This is a genomic window from Pseudomonas alcaligenes (assembly GCF_014490745.1).
In the GTDB taxonomy this organism is placed as follows: domain Bacteria; phylum Pseudomonadota; class Gammaproteobacteria; order Pseudomonadales; family Pseudomonadaceae; genus Aquipseudomonas; species Aquipseudomonas alcaligenes_C.
On sequence record NZ_LZEU01000001.1, the window covers coordinates 2,810,186 to 2,833,595 of the forward strand.

General features: G+C 56.4%; 14 protein-coding genes. 2 read left to right on the forward strand and 12 right to left on the reverse strand.

From position 1 onward, the window contains the following. Window positions 1-116 precede the first annotated feature (116 nt). The gene (locus tag A9179_RS12780; protein ID WP_187806372.1) at window positions 117-1,127 is read left to right on the forward strand and encodes a helix-turn-helix transcriptional regulator; all 1,011 of its coding nucleotides are present in this window, start codon (window positions 117-119) and stop codon (window positions 1,125-1,127) included. A 78-nt stretch (window positions 1,128-1,205) separates the two neighbouring features. On the opposite strand, the gene A9179_RS12785 is transcribed toward A9179_RS12780, so the two are convergent. The 3 genes from A9179_RS12785 to A9179_RS12795 are packed head-to-tail and all read right to left on the reverse strand — an operon-like array spanning window position 1,206 to window position 8,174. After that, entirely contained in the window at window positions 1,206-4,946 is a 3,741-nt protein-coding gene (locus A9179_RS12785; protein WP_187806374.1) for a DEAD/DEAH box helicase family protein, read from the reverse strand. Beyond that, on the reverse strand, window positions 4,933-6,966 hold the full coding sequence (locus tag A9179_RS12790; protein ID WP_187806377.1) for a phospholipase D-like domain-containing protein: 2,034 nt from the start codon (window positions 6,964-6,966) through the stop codon (window positions 4,933-4,935). Before A9179_RS12790 ends, A9179_RS12785 begins: the two co-directional genes overlap by 14 nt. Beyond that, window positions 6,966-8,174, reverse strand: a complete 1,209-nt coding sequence (locus A9179_RS12795) for a hypothetical protein (protein ID WP_187806379.1) — start codon at window positions 8,172-8,174, stop codon at window positions 6,966-6,968. The genes A9179_RS12790 and A9179_RS12795 overlap by 1 nt, the downstream gene beginning before the upstream one ends. Window positions 8,175-8,549: 375 nt before the next feature. On the opposite strand from A9179_RS12795, the gene A9179_RS12800 reads away from it, so the two are divergent. Then, the gene (locus A9179_RS12800) at window positions 8,550-10,136 is read left to right on the forward strand and encodes a DNA cytosine methyltransferase (protein WP_187806381.1); all 1,587 of its coding nucleotides are present in this window, start codon (window positions 8,550-8,552) and stop codon (window positions 10,134-10,136) included. Here the strand turns inward: A9179_RS12800 and A9179_RS12805 are convergent. The 9 genes from A9179_RS12805 to A9179_RS12845 all read right to left on the reverse strand — a co-directional run bounded on the left by A9179_RS12805 (window position 10,084) and on the right by A9179_RS12845 (window position 23,360). Further along, window positions 10,084-10,545, reverse strand: coding sequence for a very short patch repair endonuclease (locus A9179_RS12805; protein WP_187806384.1), 462 nt, complete (start codon window positions 10,543-10,545; stop codon window positions 10,084-10,086). The two genes, A9179_RS12800 and A9179_RS12805, sit on opposite strands and share 53 nt — an antisense overlap. Further along, window positions 10,542-12,326 (reverse strand): AIPR family protein, encoded by a 1,785-nt coding sequence (locus tag A9179_RS12810; protein WP_187806386.1) that lies wholly within the window; start codon window positions 12,324-12,326, stop codon window positions 10,542-10,544. The genes A9179_RS12805 and A9179_RS12810 overlap by 4 nt, the downstream gene beginning before the upstream one ends. After that, complete coding sequence (locus tag A9179_RS12815; protein WP_187806389.1) at window positions 12,323-13,336, reverse strand: PD-(D/E)XK motif protein; 1,014 nt, start codon at window positions 13,334-13,336, stop codon at window positions 12,323-12,325. The genes A9179_RS12810 and A9179_RS12815 overlap by 4 nt, the downstream gene beginning before the upstream one ends. Continuing rightward, window positions 13,320-16,229 (reverse strand): Z1 domain-containing protein, encoded by a 2,910-nt coding sequence (locus A9179_RS12820; RefSeq protein ID WP_187806391.1) that lies wholly within the window; start codon window positions 16,227-16,229, stop codon window positions 13,320-13,322. Before A9179_RS12820 ends, A9179_RS12815 begins: the two co-directional genes overlap by 17 nt. After that, window positions 16,226-17,683, reverse strand: a complete 1,458-nt coding sequence (locus tag A9179_RS12825) for an ATP-binding protein (protein ID WP_187806393.1) — start codon at window positions 17,681-17,683, stop codon at window positions 16,226-16,228. Before A9179_RS12825 ends, A9179_RS12820 begins: the two co-directional genes overlap by 4 nt. A gap of 38 nt (window positions 17,684-17,721) precedes the next feature. Further along, the gene (locus tag A9179_RS12830) at window positions 17,722-20,346 is read right to left on the reverse strand and encodes a sigma-70 family RNA polymerase sigma factor (RefSeq protein WP_223123209.1); all 2,625 of its coding nucleotides are present in this window, start codon (window positions 20,344-20,346) and stop codon (window positions 17,722-17,724) included. A 349-nt stretch (window positions 20,347-20,695) separates the two neighbouring features. After that, window positions 20,696-21,025, reverse strand: a complete 330-nt coding sequence (locus tag A9179_RS12835; protein WP_187806399.1) for a DUF4258 domain-containing protein — start codon at window positions 21,023-21,025, stop codon at window positions 20,696-20,698. 279 nt (window positions 21,026-21,304) lie between these two features. Beyond that, a complete protein-coding gene (locus tag A9179_RS12840; protein WP_187806401.1) occupies window positions 21,305-21,979 on the reverse strand; it encodes a hypothetical protein in 675 nt (224 codons plus the stop codon). 931 nt (window positions 21,980-22,910) lie between these two features. After that, window positions 22,911-23,360 (reverse strand): hypothetical protein, encoded by a 450-nt coding sequence (locus A9179_RS12845; RefSeq protein WP_187806404.1) that lies wholly within the window; start codon window positions 23,358-23,360, stop codon window positions 22,911-22,913. Window positions 23,361-23,410 lie beyond the last annotated feature (50 nt).

The window sequence follows — 23,410 nt, forward strand, 5'->3', positions numbered from 1 at the left end:
CGTGCCTGCATCGAATAGAGTCGATGCCCATGCCGATTACTCGAGTAGCATGACGCTTGCCTGGGCAGTCAGCTTTCCTCCATTCTCACTCAATCACTACTATCGGGAATGCTTGGGTGCCTAGTAATACCTCTCGCCGCACACTGGCTCGTCAGTGGGAGCTCCTCCGCCTGCTTCCAAACAAGGCCCCCGGGCTGACCGCAACGGAACTGCACACGCGTTTACAAGATGCTGGGCATGACTCCAGTAAACGTACTATCGAACGCGACCTGCTAGAGCTCTCTCAGCTCTTCCCTCTTCAATGCAACGACAAGGGGATGCCCTATGGGTGGCATTGGATGCCAGGTTGTGCGAGCGAGCTGCCTGGCCTTTCCCTGGGCGAAGCTCTGACACTTAGGTTGGTTGAAGATAGCCTGCATGCGCTGATTCCCAACCACATGTTGAAGGCCCTCGAACCCCGTTTTCGACAAGCCCATCAGAAGCTGCACTCCCTGAGCGACGAGGTACCGGCAGCACGATGGATTCGTAAAGTGGCCAGCGTGCATCCAGATCTCTCGCTCTTACCGCCGACAGTCGATGAAGGCATCCTCGAGACGATTCAAGAAGCATTGCTTTATGAGAAGCAACTGAGCTGTGTGTATTACGCCGCGCACAAGGATCAGGTACATCACTTCACCCTTAATCCACTGGCTCTGGTGCAACGCGGACAAGTGACCTATCTGCTAGCCACCGTGGAGCCATTCGAGGACGTCCGCCAGTTTGCCCTGCATAGATTCAGCTCTGCACAGGTGCTGGATATCGTGGCTACTGAGCCGGCCGAATTCAATCTGAGGAGCTACCTAGAAAGTGGCGCCATGCAATTTGGCACTGCGTCTCAGACCAGGATCGTTGCTTGGATCAACGATGGGCTTGCTAGGCTGCTCAGGGAGACGCCTCTATCAGACGATATGACCCTAACAGATGAAGCCGATGGGTCAGTGTTAGTGGCTACAGTTACGGATAGCTGGGAGCTACGCTGGTGGATCTTGTCGCACGCGGGATCAATACAAATCCGAGAGCCCAAAAAACTTGCCGCTGAGATAACACATCGTCTTAGTCTGGCGCTTGCTATGCAAGGTCAATACTAAGCTGACCTTCCTCGCGAAGACCTAGCTACAACTGAGCCAAGTACTGGTGACTGATCTCTGGCGAGCTATGGACATGGCTCACTCATGATCGTCACCACCACGAATGATGTGCTCCAACCGGTCAGCCTCGGCAGCAACCAGTAAAGCTATGCAACCCAGCTCCTCTCGGTTCAGCCACTGCAGCGGATGGCAGGCTCGCACAGCGAGCTCACCCTGTTTGTTGACGTGAAAGTCCACCAAGTCGAAACCAGCGTTACGTCTGAGGGTATAACGCACCAGTGCCGAATCGAGCAGATTATCGCCTCCTCTTGCAAGCTCTTCGGTTGCGGCGGCATCCAGTACCCGCGAACTGAGTTGCACATGGCCCTGACGAGCCTTTACCCGCACACGCTGGCTGCGCCCCAAGTGCTCAAACTTGTAGCACAACATCTGGCTGCTGCTGCGTAGAACTTGTATGCCATCCGGGCAAGGCAGATTGTCCAGCATGCTTTCCAGCAGACTTAGCGATTCGGCCAAAGGCTTGCCTACCGACTCCCCCCTAGTTCGGCCAAGCAAGCTGAGCAACTCTTCATGCTGCAGGATGTGCTGACTGCCAGCATAGATTTCACTATTAGCGCGTAGCATCCAGCCTTGGTCGCGACTGTAGTGCAACTGCAATCGGCGCAACGGATCGGCCTGCAGTTCCTGCATGCGCTCGATTCGCTTGCTGGCCCACCCCCTGCCACTGTCGACCAGCCAGCCGGGGGCATTTTCATGTTCACAGCTGGCAGATAGCAGCAGCTCCGGCAAACCGGCGATCGTACGCAACTCCAGCTCGACATTACCTGTTCGCCAGTGCAGAGGACGCTCCTCCGGTGGGGCACCCAGCAAGGCCGTCAGTTTCTGACGTATGTGCTGGAGCCGCCGCTGCAGGGCCGTCTGATGGTTCTCGATCTGTGCAAGCTGGCTTCTGCCTTTTAGATCATCAGGCTGTACTGGGAACAAGCTACTTAGACGCTCGCGCAGTGGCGGCTGCACCGGGGAGGTATCGGTTAGCTGCTGTGTAATTTGCAGCTCCCGCTCGCTCGCCCCAGCAGTCTGGATGCGGCCAAGGGAGAGCATGAAGTCGTTCAAGCTGCGTGCAGACTCCCGTACCTGCAGGAACTCCAGGCTCTGACGAATATGCGGATAGCGCACCTTGATAAAGTGGCGGGCGCTATCGCGCTGGTTAGCCAGCATGCGTCGGTGCGACAGCGAGGCCACACGATCGACCCTTCCTACCTTCTGCTCTAGAGCAATCGGACTACGCGGAATGCCGTAATGCATAACGCTGTCACAAAAGGTATGCAGATCCTCGCCTTCCTGAAAAACATCTGTGGAAACCAGGATACGAGGATAACCGGGCATACGAAAACGCCGGGCCAGTGGGCTTCGCTCAGTACGATTCTCACCACTAGCACCAGCAATTGGCTGCAGTGGACTGATCTGATTACTGAGGTAGCGGGTCAGCTCGGTACTGGACTTTTGCCAGGCCGCCGGGAAGTTGAGCTTGACCAGTAGATCCAGGTTGCAAGCGATGTCATGCAAAATTTGCCAGGAGCAGAATTGCCCCTGCTGCTCGGCTTGCCGGGCAAGCAGATCGCTGAACGCAACCCTTAGCGCCTCGTCGGCATTGCCCTCATCGCGCCGCACGCCACGCAGGCTGTATAGATCGACAAATGGATGATCCAGACGACAAACCAGCGCAATGAGTTCCATATGGATTAGTTGACGTTTGAGCTCGTGCTGGGCTTGCTTTACGTCGCCACTCAGAAGCTCAAAAGTCTGCACACTCCACTCCGGCGCCAGCGTCTGCAGCTTGGGTTGCTGGCGCAGGTCATCCCAGAGAGTGAGCCGATCGAGGTCATTCTGCAGACTGCTTAGGTCATTCAGTTCAATGCCTGGAGGATCAGTGATGGACCAGTCTGGGTAGGCATAGCGCAGGATGCGACTTGCCACCAAAGACGCAGCGGTCCCTGTGCATACACTTGCCACGGTCTGCAGCCAAGCATACTGAGCCACCCGGAAGCGACGCTGGGCCGACGGCTTATCATTCGAATTGACGACCCAGCACGACCAGTCGACCACCAGGTTACGCGGCATACCGGGCAAACGACTCCAGCCAGCTTCAAATAAACAACTGGTACGACCCAGCATATTGCGGAACGAGCTGGGCAGCGTACCCAGCGCCGGTGGCTGCTGCTCGTTCAGCTCGGCATTGCGACCACGGTAGAACCAAGTAAAGAAGTTGTCGGAACGAGCCGAAGGCTCTCCATTTTCATCAGCCTCTTCCGAGGTCACTTCGCCTGAGCGTTCGCAGTACTGCGTGCGATAACGCTCGAACCAGGCCATAACCGCCATATCTTGTGCCACTTGGTGGGCTAACCAGTCATCGTAGGCCTCGTCCAGCTTTCCCTTCAGCTCGCTCACGCTACTTACCCGGCGCACGAACACGAGCTGCTTACTTCCCTCTACGAAGGCGAGGCGCGACAGCTGAGTACTGACCCAATTCATCTTCGGATGCGGTGGAAGACGGTTATCAAAAGTATCCTTCCAGGAACGAACCAGTTGCTCGACCACGTTCCGATCACGGGCATCGGGCTGGTTGCTGTCGCTGATGGCCACTTCTTGTAGATCACCATCGAATTGAACCTGGCCAGGCAGGTAGCTCTCGAAAGAGGCCAACATACCCAGCTCGAAACGGCCTGCGAAGTTCTGCTGCAGGTGCTGACTGACCCGCTTCTGAACCAGCGCACTGAACAATTGTTCAGAGATCCCCATCTTCACTTCAGCTTCGTCGCCGGTGCGCAGCTCGTCGCGGTACATGTTGCGGGTATGCGGCACGTTGTCCAGCTGAAGTTCATTCAGCCTGCGCACCATCAGCCGATGCAGCGCTTGCTGCATCTCAGTGCTGTGCAGTTCGGCTCTTTCCGGCAAAGCTGCCGCTTGCTCCATACCGAAAAGCGCCAGCTGGTTGCGCAAATGAGATAGGTCACGGTCGTAGGGCGTGGCGGACAGCAGCAACAGGCGCCTGATCCGGGAAGCCTCGCCCGCCTGCCCCAGCAGCGCAGTAGCGAGCATGCGGTTGCGTGCACTGCTGCCACGGGACTTGCGCAGGTTGTGCGCCTCATCGACCAGCACCAGATCGAAATGCGGCAGTACGCGGTAGATGGCTGCTGCCCAGCAATGCTTGACCGATTCCTTCAGGGCCTCCACGCCGCTGTCATCCCGGCAGCGCTTGAGTTGCTGGCGCACGCCGAGGATCTGCTCCTCGTTGCGAGCCTGCGGCAGCAGGGCCACCAGACGATCAAGGCTGGCTTCCAATTCAGCGACAGTGGCGCCAAGACCGAAGCTGAAAGCCGAAGTGCAAATGAAGTAATCACGCGCGGTACTGCTGGCTAGCGCATGCACAAGATCTGCTAGATTGTCGCATGTAATCTGAGGTGCGGCCGGTCCGGCCAGGCTGCCGATGCCCCGAACGATGATGTCGTCGTTAAGGTAGTTATGCTCAATGAAACTGTGGAAATCCTTCATCCACTTGTCGCGCACGTTGACCGATGGCAGCAGGTACAGCACGCGCAGATCCGGATTGAAGCGACGCATGAGCGCGACCACTCCCAGCGCGACATAGGTCTTGCCCATTCCAACCTCGTCGGCCAGATAGGCAACCCGATGCTGTGCCAGCTTATTGTGCAGAGCCAGCGTGCCCTCTAGTTGCTGCTCGCCCAGCCCGCGCAGCTCGTCCCGTCCAGCAGAGAAATCGATCAGCCTTTTGGCCGTTTGCAAATCAATGGCTTGCATCGCCGTCCTCCACGCATGGGCTGGCTTGAGCACCTAGCCCCGCGAGGAACTGGCGGCGGTACCAGTCGATGAAACGTCTGGCGTCCATGCCCTCGTCCTGTAAGCAGGGGGTGAGCTCGTTGCGCTCAAGCGTGGCCAAGCTGCGTTGCACCTCTGACAACAACCCAGGAGCGGCCTGTTCAGCATGACGCAGCAGCAATTCCTCAATTCCCAGCAGGGTCAGATAGCGCACAATCAGACCGGGAATAGTCGCCCCCTGCTGCGGTTGCACCGCAGCCAGCAGACCTGCCAGCGAGTCGGGCTGGGCCCCGCGCAGGAAGTAGTCCAAGGTGCGTTTATCGCCGCCCTGCGAAGCCCTCTCCAATCGCTGGCCGAGCGCCCAAAATGCGCCATTGACCTCGGAAAACTCGGAAAAGAAGCTGGCCACGCCCTGGAGATCACCGGTCTGAATGAGATATTGGTCCGGATTCTCAAAGTTCTGACGCAGCGCAGCTTCCAGCATTGCACTCATGCTGGACATGCGCGCCTCATGCCCCATGGCATGTAGCAAACGCAACAGGCCCGCCAGATCCATGCCCGGCATGTCGAGTGGGCGGCCATACAGATTACGCTGGCTGACCAGTAGCACACCGCTGGCGACAGGCTGTTCGCCTGGAGGTTGTATGGAGGGCTGCCAGCGGGCATGTACCAAGCTGGAGCGGGCAAACAGCTGTCGACCCTCTGTAAAGCTGACCTTCAGCGGTGTCGCTGCCTGCAGCTCGTGCTCGCCCATACAGTCAGAGTTGGCATCGAGCAAGGAAAGACACCCAGTCTCAGGCGACAGCAGTAACAGACAAGCCTCCTGCCAGTCGAAGATCAGGTGTAGCAGCGGCATGACTGCAGCGTCAGGATCCAGCAGACTATCCGCCTCGACAGGGCAGTCGAAAACCTGCGGTACACTGCCACTTTCCAACGGTTGCAGCAGAGCTGGACACGGGCCATGCAGCAGGAAACCCGCCTCGACATTGCGACTAAACGCCTGTTGACTAAGGTTGACCGAGCCGATGAAGTACCAGCCATCTCGCCCCGTACAGTGGTAGATCTTGGCGTGCAGCCGACGATATCCATCAGCGCCCATCAACTGCCGACGTATCTCCGGCAGCCACTCAGCCCACTCCACCCGTTCGTCCAGCGCACCATAGACATCCTTGCGGATGAGCGCCCGGCCGGCCTCATCCTTGGGCAGAAATAGCTGAACTTTCTTGAATGCTTCGAGCAAGCTCGCTACCACCCGATTGTCACCATCCTCGGCAAAGAACGGGCTAACGATTTCCAGTGTTCCCCGTGCTTCGGCCTGCGCCAGAAACTGCGGGAACGACTGAATATGCTGGCCATTGGCGGAGAAAGAAAAATAGAAACTACAGTTTGAATCGGCCTCGGTTTCCGGCAACGCCTCAAGCGCGTCCAGCAAGCGCTGCAGTGCCTGTACTGGCATGGCTGGCCGGACATTACGGTAGAACCTCAGCGCCTGGTGCAGCGGGCGACGAATATTGGCCGGGGCATACTGTGCATCCAGCTCAACCCAGTGGCCTACTTCGAGGTTCTCCCACCAGCCGGCTCGGGTCAGGTTAAAGGAGCCGGCACACAGCAGGATGCTGTAGTCGGGCGGTGCATCCGACTTTCCATCCTCAGCAGGGTTTTCCAGCAGTAGCACGCTTAGCTTGGCATGCTGACAGGCTGGCAGCAGACTAACGGGCAGGTAGTCCACTTCCAGCCGGGGCGCGGCCTGCGACTCGAAGATGTCACGGTCGTAGGCCACGGCCCAGTAAGTGGCCGGTTGTTCGGGCTCCTGCATCTTCAGCTGCAGCTGGCCGTAGCGCAGTTCGTCGCTAGGGGACCAGACATCATTGCCCAGCATCAGGGGCAAAACTTCAAGCTCGAAAAACTCTGGCTCGAAACTGAAGGTGGAGAAAAAGCCAGCGCACACTCTCCGGCCAGCCAATTGCTGCACGAAGGCTTCACTAATGGTCAGCTGCTCCATCAGACGGCCTCCGCCGCGATGGCCAGAAAGGAACCGATGAAGTAAGTGTTGTGCCAGCCGAGGCTGGCCTCATCTAACTGTTCAGGCAGCAAGGCGCAGCCATTACGCACTCGCACCTTCAGGCGCCGCCCCTCCCACTCCAGCCAAGGTGCACCTTTGCGGCCTGCCATGATGCTGCGGTTGTGCTCGAGCAGGGTATTGATGACCTGCAGACTGTCACCGGCAATCGCATACTTGTGTAGCTTCTGCAGGAAGTCGCGGTGCGGCAATGCGCTCAATTGCATCCAGTGATCGCGCAGCCCGAGGTTCTCCAGCCGCGGGGGCAGCACCTCTACCAGCTTGCTGGCTTCGCAGTTCTGCTGGCCCTGCAGCCAGCCGAAAATGGTCGCGGCCAGCACTAGCAACGGCTCGATGCTCTGGATCGCCAGCACGACTCGCCTGAGTTCGTCACTGATACCGGCACGCTGCTGCAACCAGCCACAGAAGCCCGAAACCTCCCACTCGGACGCTTCCGCCAGATAGATGTGTGCCAGCAAGAACAGCTCACGCTGCAACGGGCTGGCAAGTCGGCCATCCAGCAGCAGGTTGACCAAGCGCTGGCGCAGCGACTGCTGGCCGAGCAGCGCGGCAAAAGCGGGAGCATGGCTCTCGATCTCAACTCGGCTGACTTTTCTGCGCTGACAGATTCTGACCAGTGCCGTCCATTCTGTCTTGCCCAGGCCAGCGACCAGGCTATCAATGAACTCCTGACCCGCAGCAGTGGGCTTGCGCTGACCTGGCTCCAACAGATCCGCCAACTGTAAAGCCGTGCTATAGAGTCCCCAGAGGCCGTAACTGAGCTGGTTGCTGAGAATCTCGGATTGACTGCCCCGGCCGAGGGGTAGCACCTTCAGTTCCGACTTGCCGAGGTTATTGCGCGCACGGGTGATGCCCAGCAGGCTGTCCCGGCCGGACTGGCAGCGCAGATACGCTGCAAGCTGTTCGAAGCGCAGGAAATGCTCCTGCATCTCCCACGAGTTATCCGAGCACTCACTAGCATAGCGACAGCACAACAAGGCCACGATGAAGTTGTCGAGATTGCTGGTGACAGTAGTCAGGTTACCGACCAGCTTGCGGCCGATGGAGCTCCAGATGGCCTCAGCCCCGAGTGGATCTCGCGTACCCTTCGGACGCGATCGCTCATCGAACAGCGACAGTACAGTCAGCATTGAACTTCAAAATCCTTTTTTGGCGACGGGGCAATGGTAAGGCGGCAACTGGTAGTTGGCTGGCTGTAACTCAAGCGGCACGGAGTGTATCGCCATGCTGCGACGAAATGCGACGTTCTACATGCAACCCGGCACGGACTTGGATCGGCAGCGGAACACTACCCATCCGAGCTCAAAACGTTGCAAACCTAGGGCTGTTGAGTGGGCGGCAGGGAAAGCTACCCTCGCTTACCATGTCACCCTCATTTCTTGCCCACCACATGGTGAACCGGTACCATTTACCACACGTCATGCGCATCTTTTCGAAGACTGCGCCCCTCTTGAGCGCGCTGTGGCGCTCTTTTTATTTCCGCCTTGGGCGCATCGGCTAATTCAATGAATTACAAGGAATCTATCCCGGTCATCGACCTCTTTGCGGGGCCGGGTGGACTCGGAGAGGGATTCTCCTCCATCGGTGGGAATGAAACGGGAACACGCAAGTTCAAGCTTCGTGTCTCGATCGAGAAAGACCCCATTGCTCACGCGACCCTTTCTCTTCGCGCATTGTTCCGTGCATTCCCCAAAGGCAAGGTGCCCGAGGCCTACTACCAATACATCCGGGGCGAGTTAACCCGTGAAGAGCTTTTCAATCATCCGGATGTCCCGGCGGAGGCTGTGGAGGCCTCGAAAGAGGCGAAGCTCGCAGAGCTTGGTAAAGTCTCCCCTGATGAAGTCGACCACTGGATTAGAGAAGCCCTGAATGGTGCCAATGAATGGGTTCTCATTGGCGGCCCACCGTGTCAGGCATACTCTGTAGCCGGCCGCGCCCGTCGGACTCGCGAGAGCCAGGAAGAATTTGAGAGCGACGAGAAGCACTTTCTCTACAAGGAATATCTACGGATTATTCGTGAATTCCAGCCTACGATCTTCGTCATGGAGAACGTAAAAGGCATCTTGTCCTCCAAGCACAGTGGATCACACATCTTCCAACAAATACTCGAGGACCTCTCGACTCCTGCTGACGATCTTACGTATCGCATCCGCTCCTTTGTCGTACCTGATGATGTGGAAAAACTGGAGCCACACGACTTCATCATCCAAGCAGAACGCTACGGCCTTCCGCAGGCACGGCACAGAGTTATCCTGTTCGGTATTCGCGCTGATGTCGCCTCGACTTGTCCCGCGCTGTTGGAGCGCCCGCAAAACCTAGTACTGGAACCCAGCAAAACAGCCTTTACCGTTGGGCAGGCCTTATCAGGGCTTCCCCCACTACGTAGCAAGATCTCAAGGGGGAAGGATTCCCTTGAAGCCTGGCTTGCAGCCTTGGGTGAGGCCAACTCTATCCTTTTGCGCCCTTACGTAGCCGGCCGAGGTGACCTATTAGATACCATGCGGGATGCAGCTGCCGACGCACAGCGACTGGATTCTAATGGCAGTGGATTCATACCTTGGAGCGAAACTCCAAAGATGAGTGCCAAACAGCGCGAGTGGTTCCTCGACCCTAGACTGAAAGGAGTTCTGCAGCATGAGGCAAGGAGCCATATGCGCTCTGACCTTCACAGGTATATTTTTGCAGCAAGCTTCGCAAAGCTCTATGGAACCTCACCCAAAATACACCAATTCCCCGAGCAGCTCCTGCCAGCGCATGAGAACGTCTCATCCGATTCAGTCCCCTTTAGCGACCGTTTCAGGGTTCAAATGGCGGATGGCCCATCAACGACTGTTGTCGCTCACATAGCCAAAGATGGTCATTACTACATACACCCCGACCCGAGTCAGTGCCGGAGCTTGACTGTTCGCGAAGCTGCACGACTGCAGACCTTCCCTGACAATTACTTCTTCGAAGGCAACAGAACACAGCAGTACACGCAGATCGGAAACGCTGTGCCACCACTTCTCGCTCGGAAAATTGCAGCTATCGTTGCCGCGGTCATAGACTCTTATCGGGCAGGGAAAACTCGCCAAATATCGCCGGGCATTTGATCCAAGAGGACAGACTTTCAGGCAATGCTGCCAGTGCCTGAGTGTCTCGGGTCATACACTCCCAGACAACGACAACTCGCCAGCCAGCCTCAGCCAACGCGATCTGCGTTCTGCGATCCCTCTCTACATTAGCCTCAAGCTTTCTTCGCCAGAACTCAGGGCGAGTAGAAGGGATCTTTGCATTGGCACAGCCTTGATGCATGTGCCAAAAGCAACCGTGCACGAACAGTGCGACCCTCCATTTGGGAAAAACCACGTCGGGGACTCCGGGCAAGTCCTTCCTGTGCAACCTGAAACGAAAACCGGCCTTGAAAAGGACACGACGTACAAGCATCTCGGGCTTGGTGTCCTTTCCTCGTATTCCCGACATCATCCGGCTTCGAGTCAGTGTGTTTACTACATCTGTCACAGCCCTCCCCGGCGCGCCTCAGGGACATCGACCGAAGGCGCAGAGAATGGCCGAGAGAACATGGCCTCTCGGCACTCTGGCCGCTTCGCCCATTCGGAGATCATCCTGCCATTTGCGGTGTCATGGAGACGGTCATGGACTTCCCGAGCCCAAATTTCGATCTGCTCAACAAGCTGAGGAGATACGCCTTGTCTACTCCAGATCCGCTCAAGATCAAATGACTCGCCGTAAGTCTTGGAAACCACCGCGACAGTGTAAGCAGCAACGTTGGCGAGAAAGGCCGGCACCAATGGTCGTGCCGCCTTGTGAACTGCTTTGAAGAGTAATGCCTTCGAGACAACAGCCTTAAAATAGGCCACATCCGGAGTGAAAACCTTTCCTTCAGCTTCCCCCTCAGTCATATCGGACATAAACCGATCAAAGCACTTCTGTGCACCAAGGCTGACAACGTCAGCCTGACCATCCCACGCCTTGGAGTACTTCGCCAACTCGGTTTTCGTGATCTTCCTAGAGGTTGGGACTGAGTCCTTCAGCGCGCGCAGCTTGGCAGGGGTAACACCCTCACGCGCAAGAAGAGTGTTGTAACTGCCTGCAGCTCTTTCGTAGAACCATCGCCCTGTACCATCAGGGCAGTAGACAGAAAGAGACAGCCGCTCAATATCAACATGAAACGGCTTGTTGGCCGATAGGTCTGATTGGCGAACAGCATTTTGACTATTGGCATAACGCGAGATATCGGAGACAAGGGCTTCCTCTTTTGTAGGATCCTCCTCCTTCATAACGATGATTTTGGCTGGGACGCGAACCTTGCTCAAATCCGTGTCAGCATATTTCTTCTTGGCGAAGAAAATGGAGGCTGTAGTTTGACCGCCATTCACGATTTGCATACCGCGCAACCAAGCGATACCTGGTGATCCATCCGCGGCACGATCAAGCCGCATCTCATCAGCGACTAATACAATCCCGTTGTTGTAAGCCATGAATCTTTCCGGCGCATTCCGAAGGGTATTCTGAAGCCCCGCATTCACACCCTTCGCTTTTACGCTTAGGAATGAGCGGACATTGGCCTCAAGTAGACGAGGTCCGAACCTCTCGTAGACAAACCGAAGTGCTTCACCCGGGATAGCAGTAAGTGCATAGTCATAGTCTCCTGTTTCACCAGGTACGAAAACGCATGGTAGTGGAGAGCCAGACACCTCATTGAAATCAACAACAAGCTCATCACGTGGCTTACCTTCGGAGCGATGGCGGAACAGCCGCTCAATGTCCATGACCTCAAGCTTCACGGACTTCCCACCAACATCTCGAGCCTTGAAACTCTTCGACTTGGCTATGCCGTCCGTAAGTACGTAGACGCGAACCTGCTCAAGCCCGTCATAAATTTCCCGAATCGTCAGCGCAAGGGAATGGACGTCACTTGAGGGGTCGAGCTTATCGGCGATACGTCCCGCCGCACAGAGTTCCAAAAAGCGGACACACTGGGCCGCCGCTGTCTTGACGTCTTGATCGGGGATCGAATTCAGGCTTTCGAAACCCTCGTAGAGACTGACGAACAGGTCGAGCTGGTCAGCATCTTCAGACATGGCATAGCCACTCAAGCGCAGATTCGCATTGCCAACCTTTCCCTGAAAGTGACAGACAACTGGCTCAAAAGTCATTCCTGCATCAACAAGATGCTGCATCACCACTTCGGAAAAAACGAGTTCGGCAAAGGGGGAGCCGTCACTCATCTGAGCAGCTATCTCGCCCTTGGTCTCAGCGAAAAAATCATCAAGGGTCATCCGTTTACTCCTAGTAGCCTCAGAGCCACATCGAGATCCGAGAGGAAGTCTCCGGCGTGCTCCAGATTGATTTCGTATAGAGCTCGACTGATACCGATGGGAACGGTTCCAGGAGTCAGCCGAGGAAAACCTTCGGACACAGAGAGAACTCTCCTCTCCTTCAGTTCGAACCTACGGGTGTAATGGCTCAAGTGACCCTCGTAGTATCCAGAAACCATGAGCCTTTCTCTGAGGAAAATGGCCGCTCCTGGTTCTCCGTCAAGGCGTCGCTCGATATCCGCGACCATCTCTGGAAGGGTGGCCCCCCCCTCCTCACGCGAGAACCGCATAGCCGCGAGGAAGAGTGGCGACGCCACGGAGTCGTCCAGCTGCTCAAGGGAGCCTATTTTCACCGGGAAGCCAGACGAGGACATCGTCGCCTTGACCTCAATTGCTCCGTCTCCCAACAGGAAGTCTTGGGGGGCGTCGTCGGGCCCCACCCAGCCCTTGAGCACTTCTTCAGCAGGAACTCCTGAATCTAGGAGAGCGATCACGAAGGCAAGCTCGCCCGCCAGGCCTAGCTCTGCCTCGGGGCTGAGAGAGCTCGCGCCACGCGACATGAATTTCTGCCAAGCAACTACTCGTCCGATTAAAACCCGTAACAACTTGGCCTCGGCAACACCAGCAGCGGCGGCCTCGTCCATAGCTCCGGCCACATCGCAAGCCATAGCAGCGAAAAGTTCAACGCTTCCGGCTGTTTGGCGAGTCAGCGCCAGCCTGAGCTCCCTCTCATTTGTTGAATCTACTTTCTCGACCGAAAAACCCTGTCCCTCGGGTAGCTTCTCGGTTCGAGCCAACCTGGCAGTAGGAAAGCAGAACAATATCGCCTCGGCGTTGGCCGGCGAGCGTCGCCCCGCCTGCACTTCGACGGGGCCCGCAGGAGATAGGGAAATTGCCTGCCAACCTGGAATGGAGTCACTGCAGGATAGTGACGACCAAGCCAGCAGGAACTCTTCACTCGGACGGGCCATATTCTTGCATCCAATACAGGAGGTTGACTTCGTACTCCACGCTGATCGGGTTGTCGCTGGAGGGGAAAGCAATGGCGAAGGCCATGATGGGCTTGTTCCACCCGGGAACGATGAGCCGCTCAGGCGTTTTGTCCTTGTAGAAGTAGGGCGTGAGCGGATAAAGCAGAAGCAATCCGCAGTCCACGTCACCTCCGAGCTTTCCACGAGCTTCGCGGATGCCCTTGCCGCTGGGGAAGTTCGGCAGCGAGACCCGACCACGCGCCGGGTCGGGTTTCCAAGACGCGCGGGTGAGAGCCAATGCCTCGCGCCAGGTGCCATCGCCAAGGTCGATACCTTCATCCTTGGGGTCAGTGAGTACACCGATAGCAAAATTCTTGGGATCGATCTTCTCGAGATCAACGGAGTCCTCAGTCTTGCGAATCGAATAGCTCTTCGAAGGGGCGCCGCCGGGGAAGATGTGCGGATCCCCTTCGCCATTGCCGCCGCCGAGCAGCGCAACGCTCCACTTCTTCAATTGACCGGTATCGACCATCTTGGTGATGAACTCTGCCAGCACTGCAGCCTTGGCGCTGGTGGCATTCGGATGGGTCACATACGCACCAAGGAACGCAAGCACCTTGGATACATCAACATCTTTCCATAGGCGGGCACTTGGCCAGGAGTCCGGATCGCCATCGCGGCCATACTTCGGTGAGTCCTCCCATGGCCCCGCAAGCGACTCGATCAGGGCGTCCGTCGCGTCGAGATTCTGCTGCTGAATCTTGGCATCGCGGTGAAACAGGATTGTCTGCGGGCGGGTACCGCTGTAAGTCAGCGAAAGCGTCTGCGCATTGCGCATCTTCAAGGGGGAGGTGACGGTGAGCACCTCATGCGACATCACTTTGAGCCCATACTGCTCCGGCGTCAGCTTGGCCTCAGCCATGAAGTCGAACTCTTCCCGCAACTCCTCTGATGCGTCGGCAATGTGGCCGAACCATTTCACTAGGTCGGGAGACGTGTAGAGGCGGCACAGGTCAAGGTATCCGGGGCGGTAGCCGAACCAGCGGCCCATTTGCATGAGCGTGTCATACATCTTCGTCGTGCGCACAAAGTAGCTAACACACAACCCTTCCAACGTCAGGCCCCGGGCAAGCTTGTCACCACCAACCGCGATCACCTTGAGTGCCGCACCGGGTGTCGCATAGTCGAGCGCGTCCTTGGCCGTTCCATTGATCGAACGGATCTGAATGTCATGCAGCACTTCGGGCAAGACGGCGAGGATGTCGTCCCAGCTCGGCATGGTTGGCGGACACTCCTCGACCGGAGAAAGCATCGCGACTTGGTCACGGACTGGGAGAAAGTCTTCGTCCCAGAGCCTGCGCAAGTGATCTAGCAGCTCCTCGGCGCCGATGCCGCGGCTGATCTTCTGGCGCATGCGACGTACGGCTTCCTCGATCTGCTCTCCCACATGGTTCTGCACATCTACGTAGCGAGTGACGTGAACCAACATTGAGCTGTGCTGATCCCCTTGACCGCGTAGCTCTCGCACCGAGCAGGCCAAGACGAAAGCGTATATTGCCTCGCGCAGAGAAGGCGGAATGCTCTCTTGTCCGTTGAAAGTAGGGACATGCGCTTTATTGTGCTTCGGCGGCATCCACCCCGAGTCCGCCTCAGGATCGTAGTGATCCGCAATATCCCGGGATAGGGGAAGAGCTCCCTTGCGCCCCTCCTTGGTCATCTTGCCGAACATGCGGGCGGGGCCCACATAATTGGAAGGGGCGGCCAGGTTGATAATGAAAGATCTGGGGAAGAGATCCGGGCCTTCCTTGGCCGTCGCGCCCTTGTGATGGATGAAGATATTGGCGAAAGGTGTTGCCGTGTAGCCAACGTAAGCCTTGCGCGTGAAGGCGTGCAAGACTTGGCGAATGAGACTGTTGATGGTCTTGGGCTGATGCTCTTCGTCCGGCGTGCCGTCATCATTGAACATCTGCTCGCCCGTATCGACGGACGCGTTGTCCGCCTCATCGTCGATCATCAGCAATGGAAGCTTCGTCACCAGCTTACGACCATCACTCGCGCTGGTACTGTCAGCCACACGCGTTTGAATCCAGTTCAGCAGGGCCGTAAGGACCGTCTTCTGCTTCTTGACGACGAAAAGCCATGGCCGCTCCTCGGGCGAAATACCGTGAAAGTGTTTGGCAATGGCCTTGCTAAAATCACCGTTCTCCGCGCGTGTTGTTGCAGAATTGGTCTTCAAGTCTTCGCCGAACTCGGCCACGCCAATGGGCATGCCCGGGTCGCGATCGATAGTCGTCTCGTATCCCAGGAAGCTTTCTTCCAGCCGCATCTGGGTCTGCGAGCGCAAATTGTTGTGCATACCCGCAAGCACGATGATGATCTTGTAGCCTGCGTCGGCTGCCTTGCAGATAAGCCCGGAGTAATTGCTGGTCTTACCGGATTGCACATGCCCGACGACAAGTCCCCGGCGATCCCAGTCATCTCCCCGCTGAGGGTCTTCCAGCAGGCCGAGGATGTCGTCGGTGGCCTCATCGAGCCCTTCGACTACCGTGTCGGATAACTTGGACTCCAAGAAGTCCCCGTAGCGCCGCCAGTAGTGCCAATCGCGCTTGCGAGCCGCAGTGAGCCAGTCGATGTGGCCCACGTTGTCTCTGAGTGTGGTCGATTTGCCGATCCAGTGGCTGAAGCGCTGGATTAGAGTGGCAACGGCTTTACCCTGATCTACAGCATGCGCTGAATCGCTTGCGAACATTGCCGTCGCGAGCTGAACCTTCTCGGCAATGAAGGTCGGAGTAATCTTGGATTTGTCCTTCTCGGCCTTCACCAACCGCTGTGCGGTAGCAATAACATTTTCCAGCAGTTCAGCTTGCGCTGCTGCCTCTTCCGCTGAGGTCATTGGCTCTCCCCTAATTTGGCGACCAGCGTTGGGTAATTTTGAAATGGCTCCGTCCTGAGCATCGACTTGCGAGCCTCTTCGATACTCAAGCCTTTACGCTCGATCAAGTCATTGAACAGTACGCTTGCAACCTCGATCACGGCCGCATTGGGCTCACCCTCAAAGCCGGTTCGCGGTGTTTCTTTATTCTCGGCTGTATCGAGCCATATCCGCTGGACAGGCACCGTTTCCTCGACGACCCGCAGCATTGCCCGGACAAGGTCAGCTTTGCCGCCAACCGACTCGATTACCGCAGCCACTGCCGGATGCCCCTCGTCAATGCGGTAGCGCACACCACCTTTAAGTCGCTCGACACGCCATGCTTGTTGCTCAACCTTGAGACCTCCTGGGCCTGGCATTGGCGTGCCACGAAATGCAAAGACCCTTCTAGCTCTTTCTCTCGTATCCTCAGCCAGCTTCGTAAGCCATGGGCGCACAGCCACCGGAGGCCGTGCAGTCGACTTCTTGACATCGATCTTCCAAGTGGCATCGGCAGTGTTAGGGATATCTAATCTGATTCTGGCAAGCCTTTGAGGCTCCTCTCGGTTCCATGCGCGCCCCTGCCCCAGCCCGAGCCATCCACCTGCCAGAAGCAAACGTCGGTTGCGATATACATAAAATCCCTGCTGGGATGTCCACCCCTCTGGCCCTCCTGCCTTACAGTACTCCTCGTCGGAGATGCGATCCTTGTGCGGCAGAACATGACATTGAGCCTCAACGAGGCCTGAAGGTGTAAGGATTTGAGCGACTGGCGAATGCCACGGCTTCGCAGGGTGGCCTGCCATAAAGGGATCCCAAGGGCTCACCAGCTTGTCGTTGATGAGCAGCCGGAAAACCGGATTCGGCCCCTCCAGCAAGCGATGGAAGACCATTGCTAGGCGTAGCTCGACATCGTCTATCAAGTCTGCAAAGTGGTCGAGGTCATAACCAGGTGTAACGATTCGATCCAACCGCTCCCAAAGAACCATTGTTCCAGAGCAGAGTGCTTCGGCCGGTTCAACGAAAGTTTCGGAACCATGAGTCGGCCCCTCAAACATCCTCCAGCCGTCGTCCGGTGAAGCCGCAATGGCATCGAGATCCCAACGCAGACAGGATACTGGGCCACTCACCTTTCGAGACGCGACAGTGAGACAGCGGCACTGAGAAAAGGATGCAGTTTTTAACCCCATCCCAAAACGGCCGAGATCACCAGGCTCACGCTCATCAAGAGGGCTCTTGGCTCCCAGCGTCATTGCAATCTCTAACTCGGTGTCATCCATTCCTCGACCATTGTCCAAGATGGAGATCCGACTTCTCTCACCATCCCAGTCGAATTTCACATGAACCACTGATGCGCCAGCGGAAACACTGTTATCAATCACATCAGCCAAAGCAGCTGCTGTCGAGTAACCAAGGCCACGCAGGGCTTCCAGCATTGCCCCTGCTCGTGGCGGAGCAAATCGGGTTCTCACGTTCATTTGACGTAGGTATTTCCTAGATGAAGGGTAAATCCGGCATTCACCAGCTTCCGGGCAATACTGCGCATCGCCGCATCTGACCGGGCCGAAAACGACACGCGGATCTGCCCTCCATGGGGGCGAGCGTCCTCTACCATAAGCCCCAACATTCGAGCCTCTTCGAGAAGCTCGGAATGCAGTTCATATTGGCGCCCGGATACTGCCTCATGGCTTCTCGCTGAAACAGACTGCTCGACGGGTTGGAAAACATCCCTCAGCGGATCAGTGTGCTGTTGAACACACCCCATCCCCCGAGCATGCTTATTTTCGGGAGATTCTGAAATTTTCTCTGGGAAGGAAGGCGGCGCGGAGGGACGCGACCACTCAAATTGATCCCCCATGTACAGGGCAAAATTTTCTTTTTTTGCAGGGATGGATAATTTCCCCAAGGCCTTTGATTCAATTTGTCGAACTCGTTCGCGAGTAACATTGAATCGAAGCCCCACCTCTTCCAACGTCAAGAGCTCCTCGCCCCCAAGACCAAAGCGAAGCTTGATTACCTCGGCAGAGCGCTCATCAAGGCCGCCAACAACGCTGAGAATGAGCTCCCGAAGAGAGTCTTTCTCAGCTGCAAGAGCAGGATCTGAAGCCTCTAACTCCACCAGGGTGTCGATACGAGGAAACCCAGTATCTTCGCTGACCTCATCTAACGAGACGACCTCATCAAATGTCGCCAAGAGAAACCTGACCTTATCGATGGGTATCCCCATTCGTTGAGAGGTCTCGATTGCGGTTTCCGAACTACCCGTCCTGTTTTCATATCGAGCCCTCTGGCGCAACATAGGCAGGGCATCTTTGTGAATGTGAACCGGCACACGAATGGTCCTGGCTTGGTTGTCTATTGCGCGAGATATATGCTGACGAATCCACCACATTGCGTAGGTGGAAAATCTGAACCCCTTCCGCCAGTCATAGCGCTCAACGGCTTTGATCAAGCCAATGTTTCCCTCCTGCACCAGATCGTCGAAGGGAAGCTCAGACCACATATATTTTCTAGCAATGGAGTACACCAGGCGCAGATTAGCGAGAGTCATCCGCTCCCTTGCATCGGCCTGACGCCGGACTGCAGATATAAAGGATTGAGCCGCGGAGTCAGCCTCCGCATTGCGCGCAAGCTCTAACAGGAACCCTCTGGAAAGACCGGCGGCTAAAAGTGCCAAGCGAATTTTGGTTGGATCACTACCCGCAGATCTTGCTTCGGAGATAGCAGAAACAAATGCGGCTGCGTCTGAGTCGAGTGTGTATTCCTCATCTTCGACTTCCTCGTCAGAGGATGCATTCCCAACATTTGCTTCGTCACCCTCAACGCCTCCTTGTTCGGAACTAAATATCTTGTGATCAGCCTCTCCGCGAGCCACCCTGTCTGCAGCCTCGAAGACAACAGAAAGCCCCAAGGGCCAGCAAGAGAGGGCGTCCAACGCCAGAGCGCCGGCCTCCTCCATCTCCCGACCTAAAGAAACCTCCTCTTCAGCTGACAGCAGGCCCGCCTTGAGACCTTTGACGTAGTATCTCAGCGGCTCATTGCTACCTGAGGCGAGATCTTCAGTGAAATCTAAGGCCTCCGCCAGTAGCAGCTCCTCTTCAACCGTCGGCTCACTGGGCACCACCCGACAAGCCAACTCCTCCCATTCATCGACCACTACGCCGAGATCGCCTAAAACGAGAGTCAGCAGACGTTCAGTCTCTTTATTGCGGAAGGTGTCAGCCCCACGGCATACATCGGCGAGAGCTGCCTCGGATACGGTTCCTTCACGGAGCCCTCGGAAGAGCAAGCCACGAATGCTCTCCCTATCATCACTTGCTAGCGGAAGAGCCCTTTCTGGAAGGAACAGCTCTACGTCGCTCCATTCCTCATCGTTGTCGATCGCCTTATGTCGACCGATCACTTCCTGAAGTGCACTGGAGCCTTCAATGACTCTCTTGTCACCTACCGGAGCAATTGCTTCCGACTCCGCCACCCAATCGCTTTCGAAGTCCGAGTCGAGAGGCTCGTCGTCAATATCGATAAAGCTTGAGTGCGCCTCCTTTTCCACGACCATTACAGGCCCAACGGAGAGATATTCCACCTCGGGGATAGAGAGCCCAAGAGTGGGGAGGATGTCGGAAGCACCTACTTCATTGCCAGGAGGCGTAACCACGGCCGCTTCATCCACCGATTCGCAGCTAGCTAGCTCGCCCGAAAGGGAAACCTGAAAAACCTCTGCTATCGCTGCTAGGTGCGAGGTCGGCGCTATTGACAGCGACAGCCCTTCGTCGGAAAGCCTGTTCTCATTCACTGGGCCGAAAGTGTCTAGAGCCTCTCGCAGCAGAGCAATGCACTCGGGACATCCCCCCTTCTCCGCGTAGACTAGAGCACCCCGGCCTTCAGGGTCGAACAGCCCCGGATCTGCTCCAGCAGCCAAAAGCAGCCGTACAACACCCTTCTTCCTTCGTGCGGAAGCAAGCATCAGAGGAGTAGCTCCTCCACTGTCCCGCGCATCGAGGTCATCCCCCCGGGCAATATGGAGCTTGACAGCAACCTCTACGCCGGCAATCGCCGCCATGCGAAGCAAAGGGTTAAGTGCCACCACCGGGCTATCCACGCGCCCGGCCATATGTCTGGACTAGGCGTCCGGCGGCAATTACCAGCGAGATGAATTTGCTGCAGGTCTCTTGTTCTGAGAGCGACTTCTTGTCCATGTTACAAATCCTATCCGGCATGAAATGTCATGCCTGCCCTACCGGGCAAAAATGGCTCAGGCCTGGCAACAGCTGGGCAAGGATTGGCGTCCCGGGTCGCTCGGAAACACTGATGAGGGGCCATCCTTGAAGATACTGCGGCCTGCCATGATGCGACTGCGATCACAATATCCACCTGGGCTACATGGGTAAAGGTCGAGAACTGTTGGATCGTGACTTTTTTGCACATCTGTTCAGCTTTTGATCGCTGACTCAGGCCGCACGCGCTTCCCCGTGCCGCCAGTCGCAACGACGATGGTGGTGAGCACCGGGCTTGCTGGCACAGAACACCGCCTCGCGGTGCCCAACGGTGATCACCTCACCATTGCGCACAACCACATAGCAATTACGCGCCTTCTCCGCCAACTGCCGCTCTGCAGCGCCAAGGCGCAACAGCAGGCGCTGAAAGTGCCCACGGTCGAAGTAGTACACACGGGCACCTCGGTTCCATGTATGGCTGCCATAGCCAATAAGCCATTCGATCTGCTGGATGCGGATGCCGCGCTGACTGCAACGTTGCACGGCGTGTGCGGTGAGTTCCATTGCCTTGCTCCTGTACCTGCTGCCTGTTCGCGACACGCCTGGGCGGTCATCCCTGACCGGCGTAGCCTTCTCATGCCCACATCCGTTAGGCATAGCTGCAGGATATGTCGCTAAACTGGACATACCAATAATGGGCGTTTGTACAGGTCAATTTTTCAAGCGGGTTAGCAGAGCAAAATCAATCAAAAGCCAGCGTTGTTCGACTTTCATCGACTCATACGCCAACTATCGATGCACGCTCAGCCGGCTCAACTGTTCGGCAATGGGGCTGTTTGCTGCTCATTTCTTGGATACAGAAAGAATGACGGTATCTTTGATCTGACACTTGCCTAGCTCACCGCTCATGCCCCAATGATTGGATGACATGCGCCCTTGATTGACCGACGAGCCATGACCATCAAATACCTCCAGTACGGCATTCCAGAGACTCACTTTGGGGAGTTCATGACCAGGATCGAGACATAACAGATGGGTCAGTTGGGGTTTGCCCTCCAGCAGCACGCCTTGGCACCCCACTACTAACATCCAGTGGCCACCGCCACCAGGCCACTCAACACCAATAATCGGCATGTCTCCAGACTCTATGGCATCCGCAACATTGTTGAAGACCTGTCTTTTGGCACCCTCGACATACCTGGCCTGCAAGCCAACGCCCTTGAAGTGGTCAGTCAACCATTGCAGGTCATCTCCATTAGTTCCCTCACTACTCAGCACCCCAAAATCGTATAACGCGTCTCGAAACCGCCCCTCACGCGTGCGACCATCCCACAGATCCATGCTCCTGGCCGACTTGCGCGTCATAAGCCCTAGGGCAATAAGCGCTGAAACCATGCAATACGGGCCACAGGCCCCATCCAAATCCCCCTGGCGCAGATGGATCAGCTCTCCACTTTCAGAGGATACCGGCCCTTCAGCTGATGCCTTGAACAACGGGCTCACCAACATGGTTTGCATACTCACAACCTCCTTCTATCAGTCTGCAAAGAGCAGGCATGCTTGAAACGGTTACTCGAGCAAGGGGCTTCCTCTACGGTCAGGGCTCTAGTCCTTGCACGATTACTTCGCGGAGAAGCTTGTCTCGCTCTGCCTGCGTGCAATTGGCTAGCTCATGGAAAAAATGCAGGGAGTATGAATAGGCCCGTCGTCTCTTGACCCACACATGGGATGAGGCAAGGGATAGCTCATAAAAAAGCGCCGTTCATAGCGCCAAGCCATTCGCCCAACACGCATGCAAAACAGATCGTCCTGACCGAGCAGCAACTGCTCAACACGCCCTCTGCTATCGCCCCCATCAGTCACTTCGGCAGTTGCGAAGCGCCACTGCAGGATTTTCTCAATCTGCTGTAGGCGCGCCTCTCGATGTGTTCGAAACTCCATATTTACCCTGTCCAAGCACTGGCCAGCTGCGCGACCAAGAGCTCTCAGTAAGAGGCCGAAACGCCCTAGCGCTCAACACATCGTCGAGATTGTTTCTGGGAGCAAACTGTCATGAAGGCAATCAGGGCAACGTGCGCGCGCTGGAAATGGCTCTGCCGGGGCTTCTAGTCGTATCCCTACACCATCTGGATGCAGATACTCACAGCTCAGCAAATACCCCTCAGGACTCAACTCAACAGTAACGGTGCGATGAGGAGTGCCCCCTCTCATCAACGATCGCTTATAGCCACAATGGCTACAAACATAAAAGAGAACCATGCGTGAAATCGGCCTATCTCGGGACGGAGATGTAGCGTGAATTTCGTATGTTCCCTCGGTTTTCACGCCTGTCACCTTCTAGATCGACTTCAGACATAGAGGCCATCGGCACGCTGGAAGCTTTGAATAAGCTCCCTCGGAAACCTCTTCAGCCCCTAGGTAAATTACAACTCTCTTCGGGAAACAGCTTTCAAGCTTTCCGACCAAGCGCTCCCTGTAAGCCCTCGACAGACTCAAGGTCTTCGGCCACGCGCTCTAGTAGCTTGTGAATTTGGGTTAGACGGCCCTCAAGCAGCTCGGCATATCCCAGTAGAATGTGCCTGGAAAGATCAGACAAGCTGCCAACCACCTCTGTATCCCCGTATACATCATCAAGAAAACTGGGGGCATCCAAGTGGTTTACCACCTGTCTGAACTCTGCAAGATCAGACTCGGCATCACTCCATGCCTCCTCTTCGGAGCAACCCTCTTCTATTGCTCCGGCATACACTTGGAACACCTCTGCAATCTGAGAAGCCTGCTCGATCCACTCACCGATGCCTTCAAACGAGCGCCTATCAAAAGTCATCTGCCGACTTTGTGTCAGCAGCTTTTCTAGTTCTTCGCTCTGCTGCATGCGGCTTGGCGCAGGGTTGGTCATTGGACACCTCACTGGAAGGACGCCGGCGTATGGTCACCAGCAGATGCGAC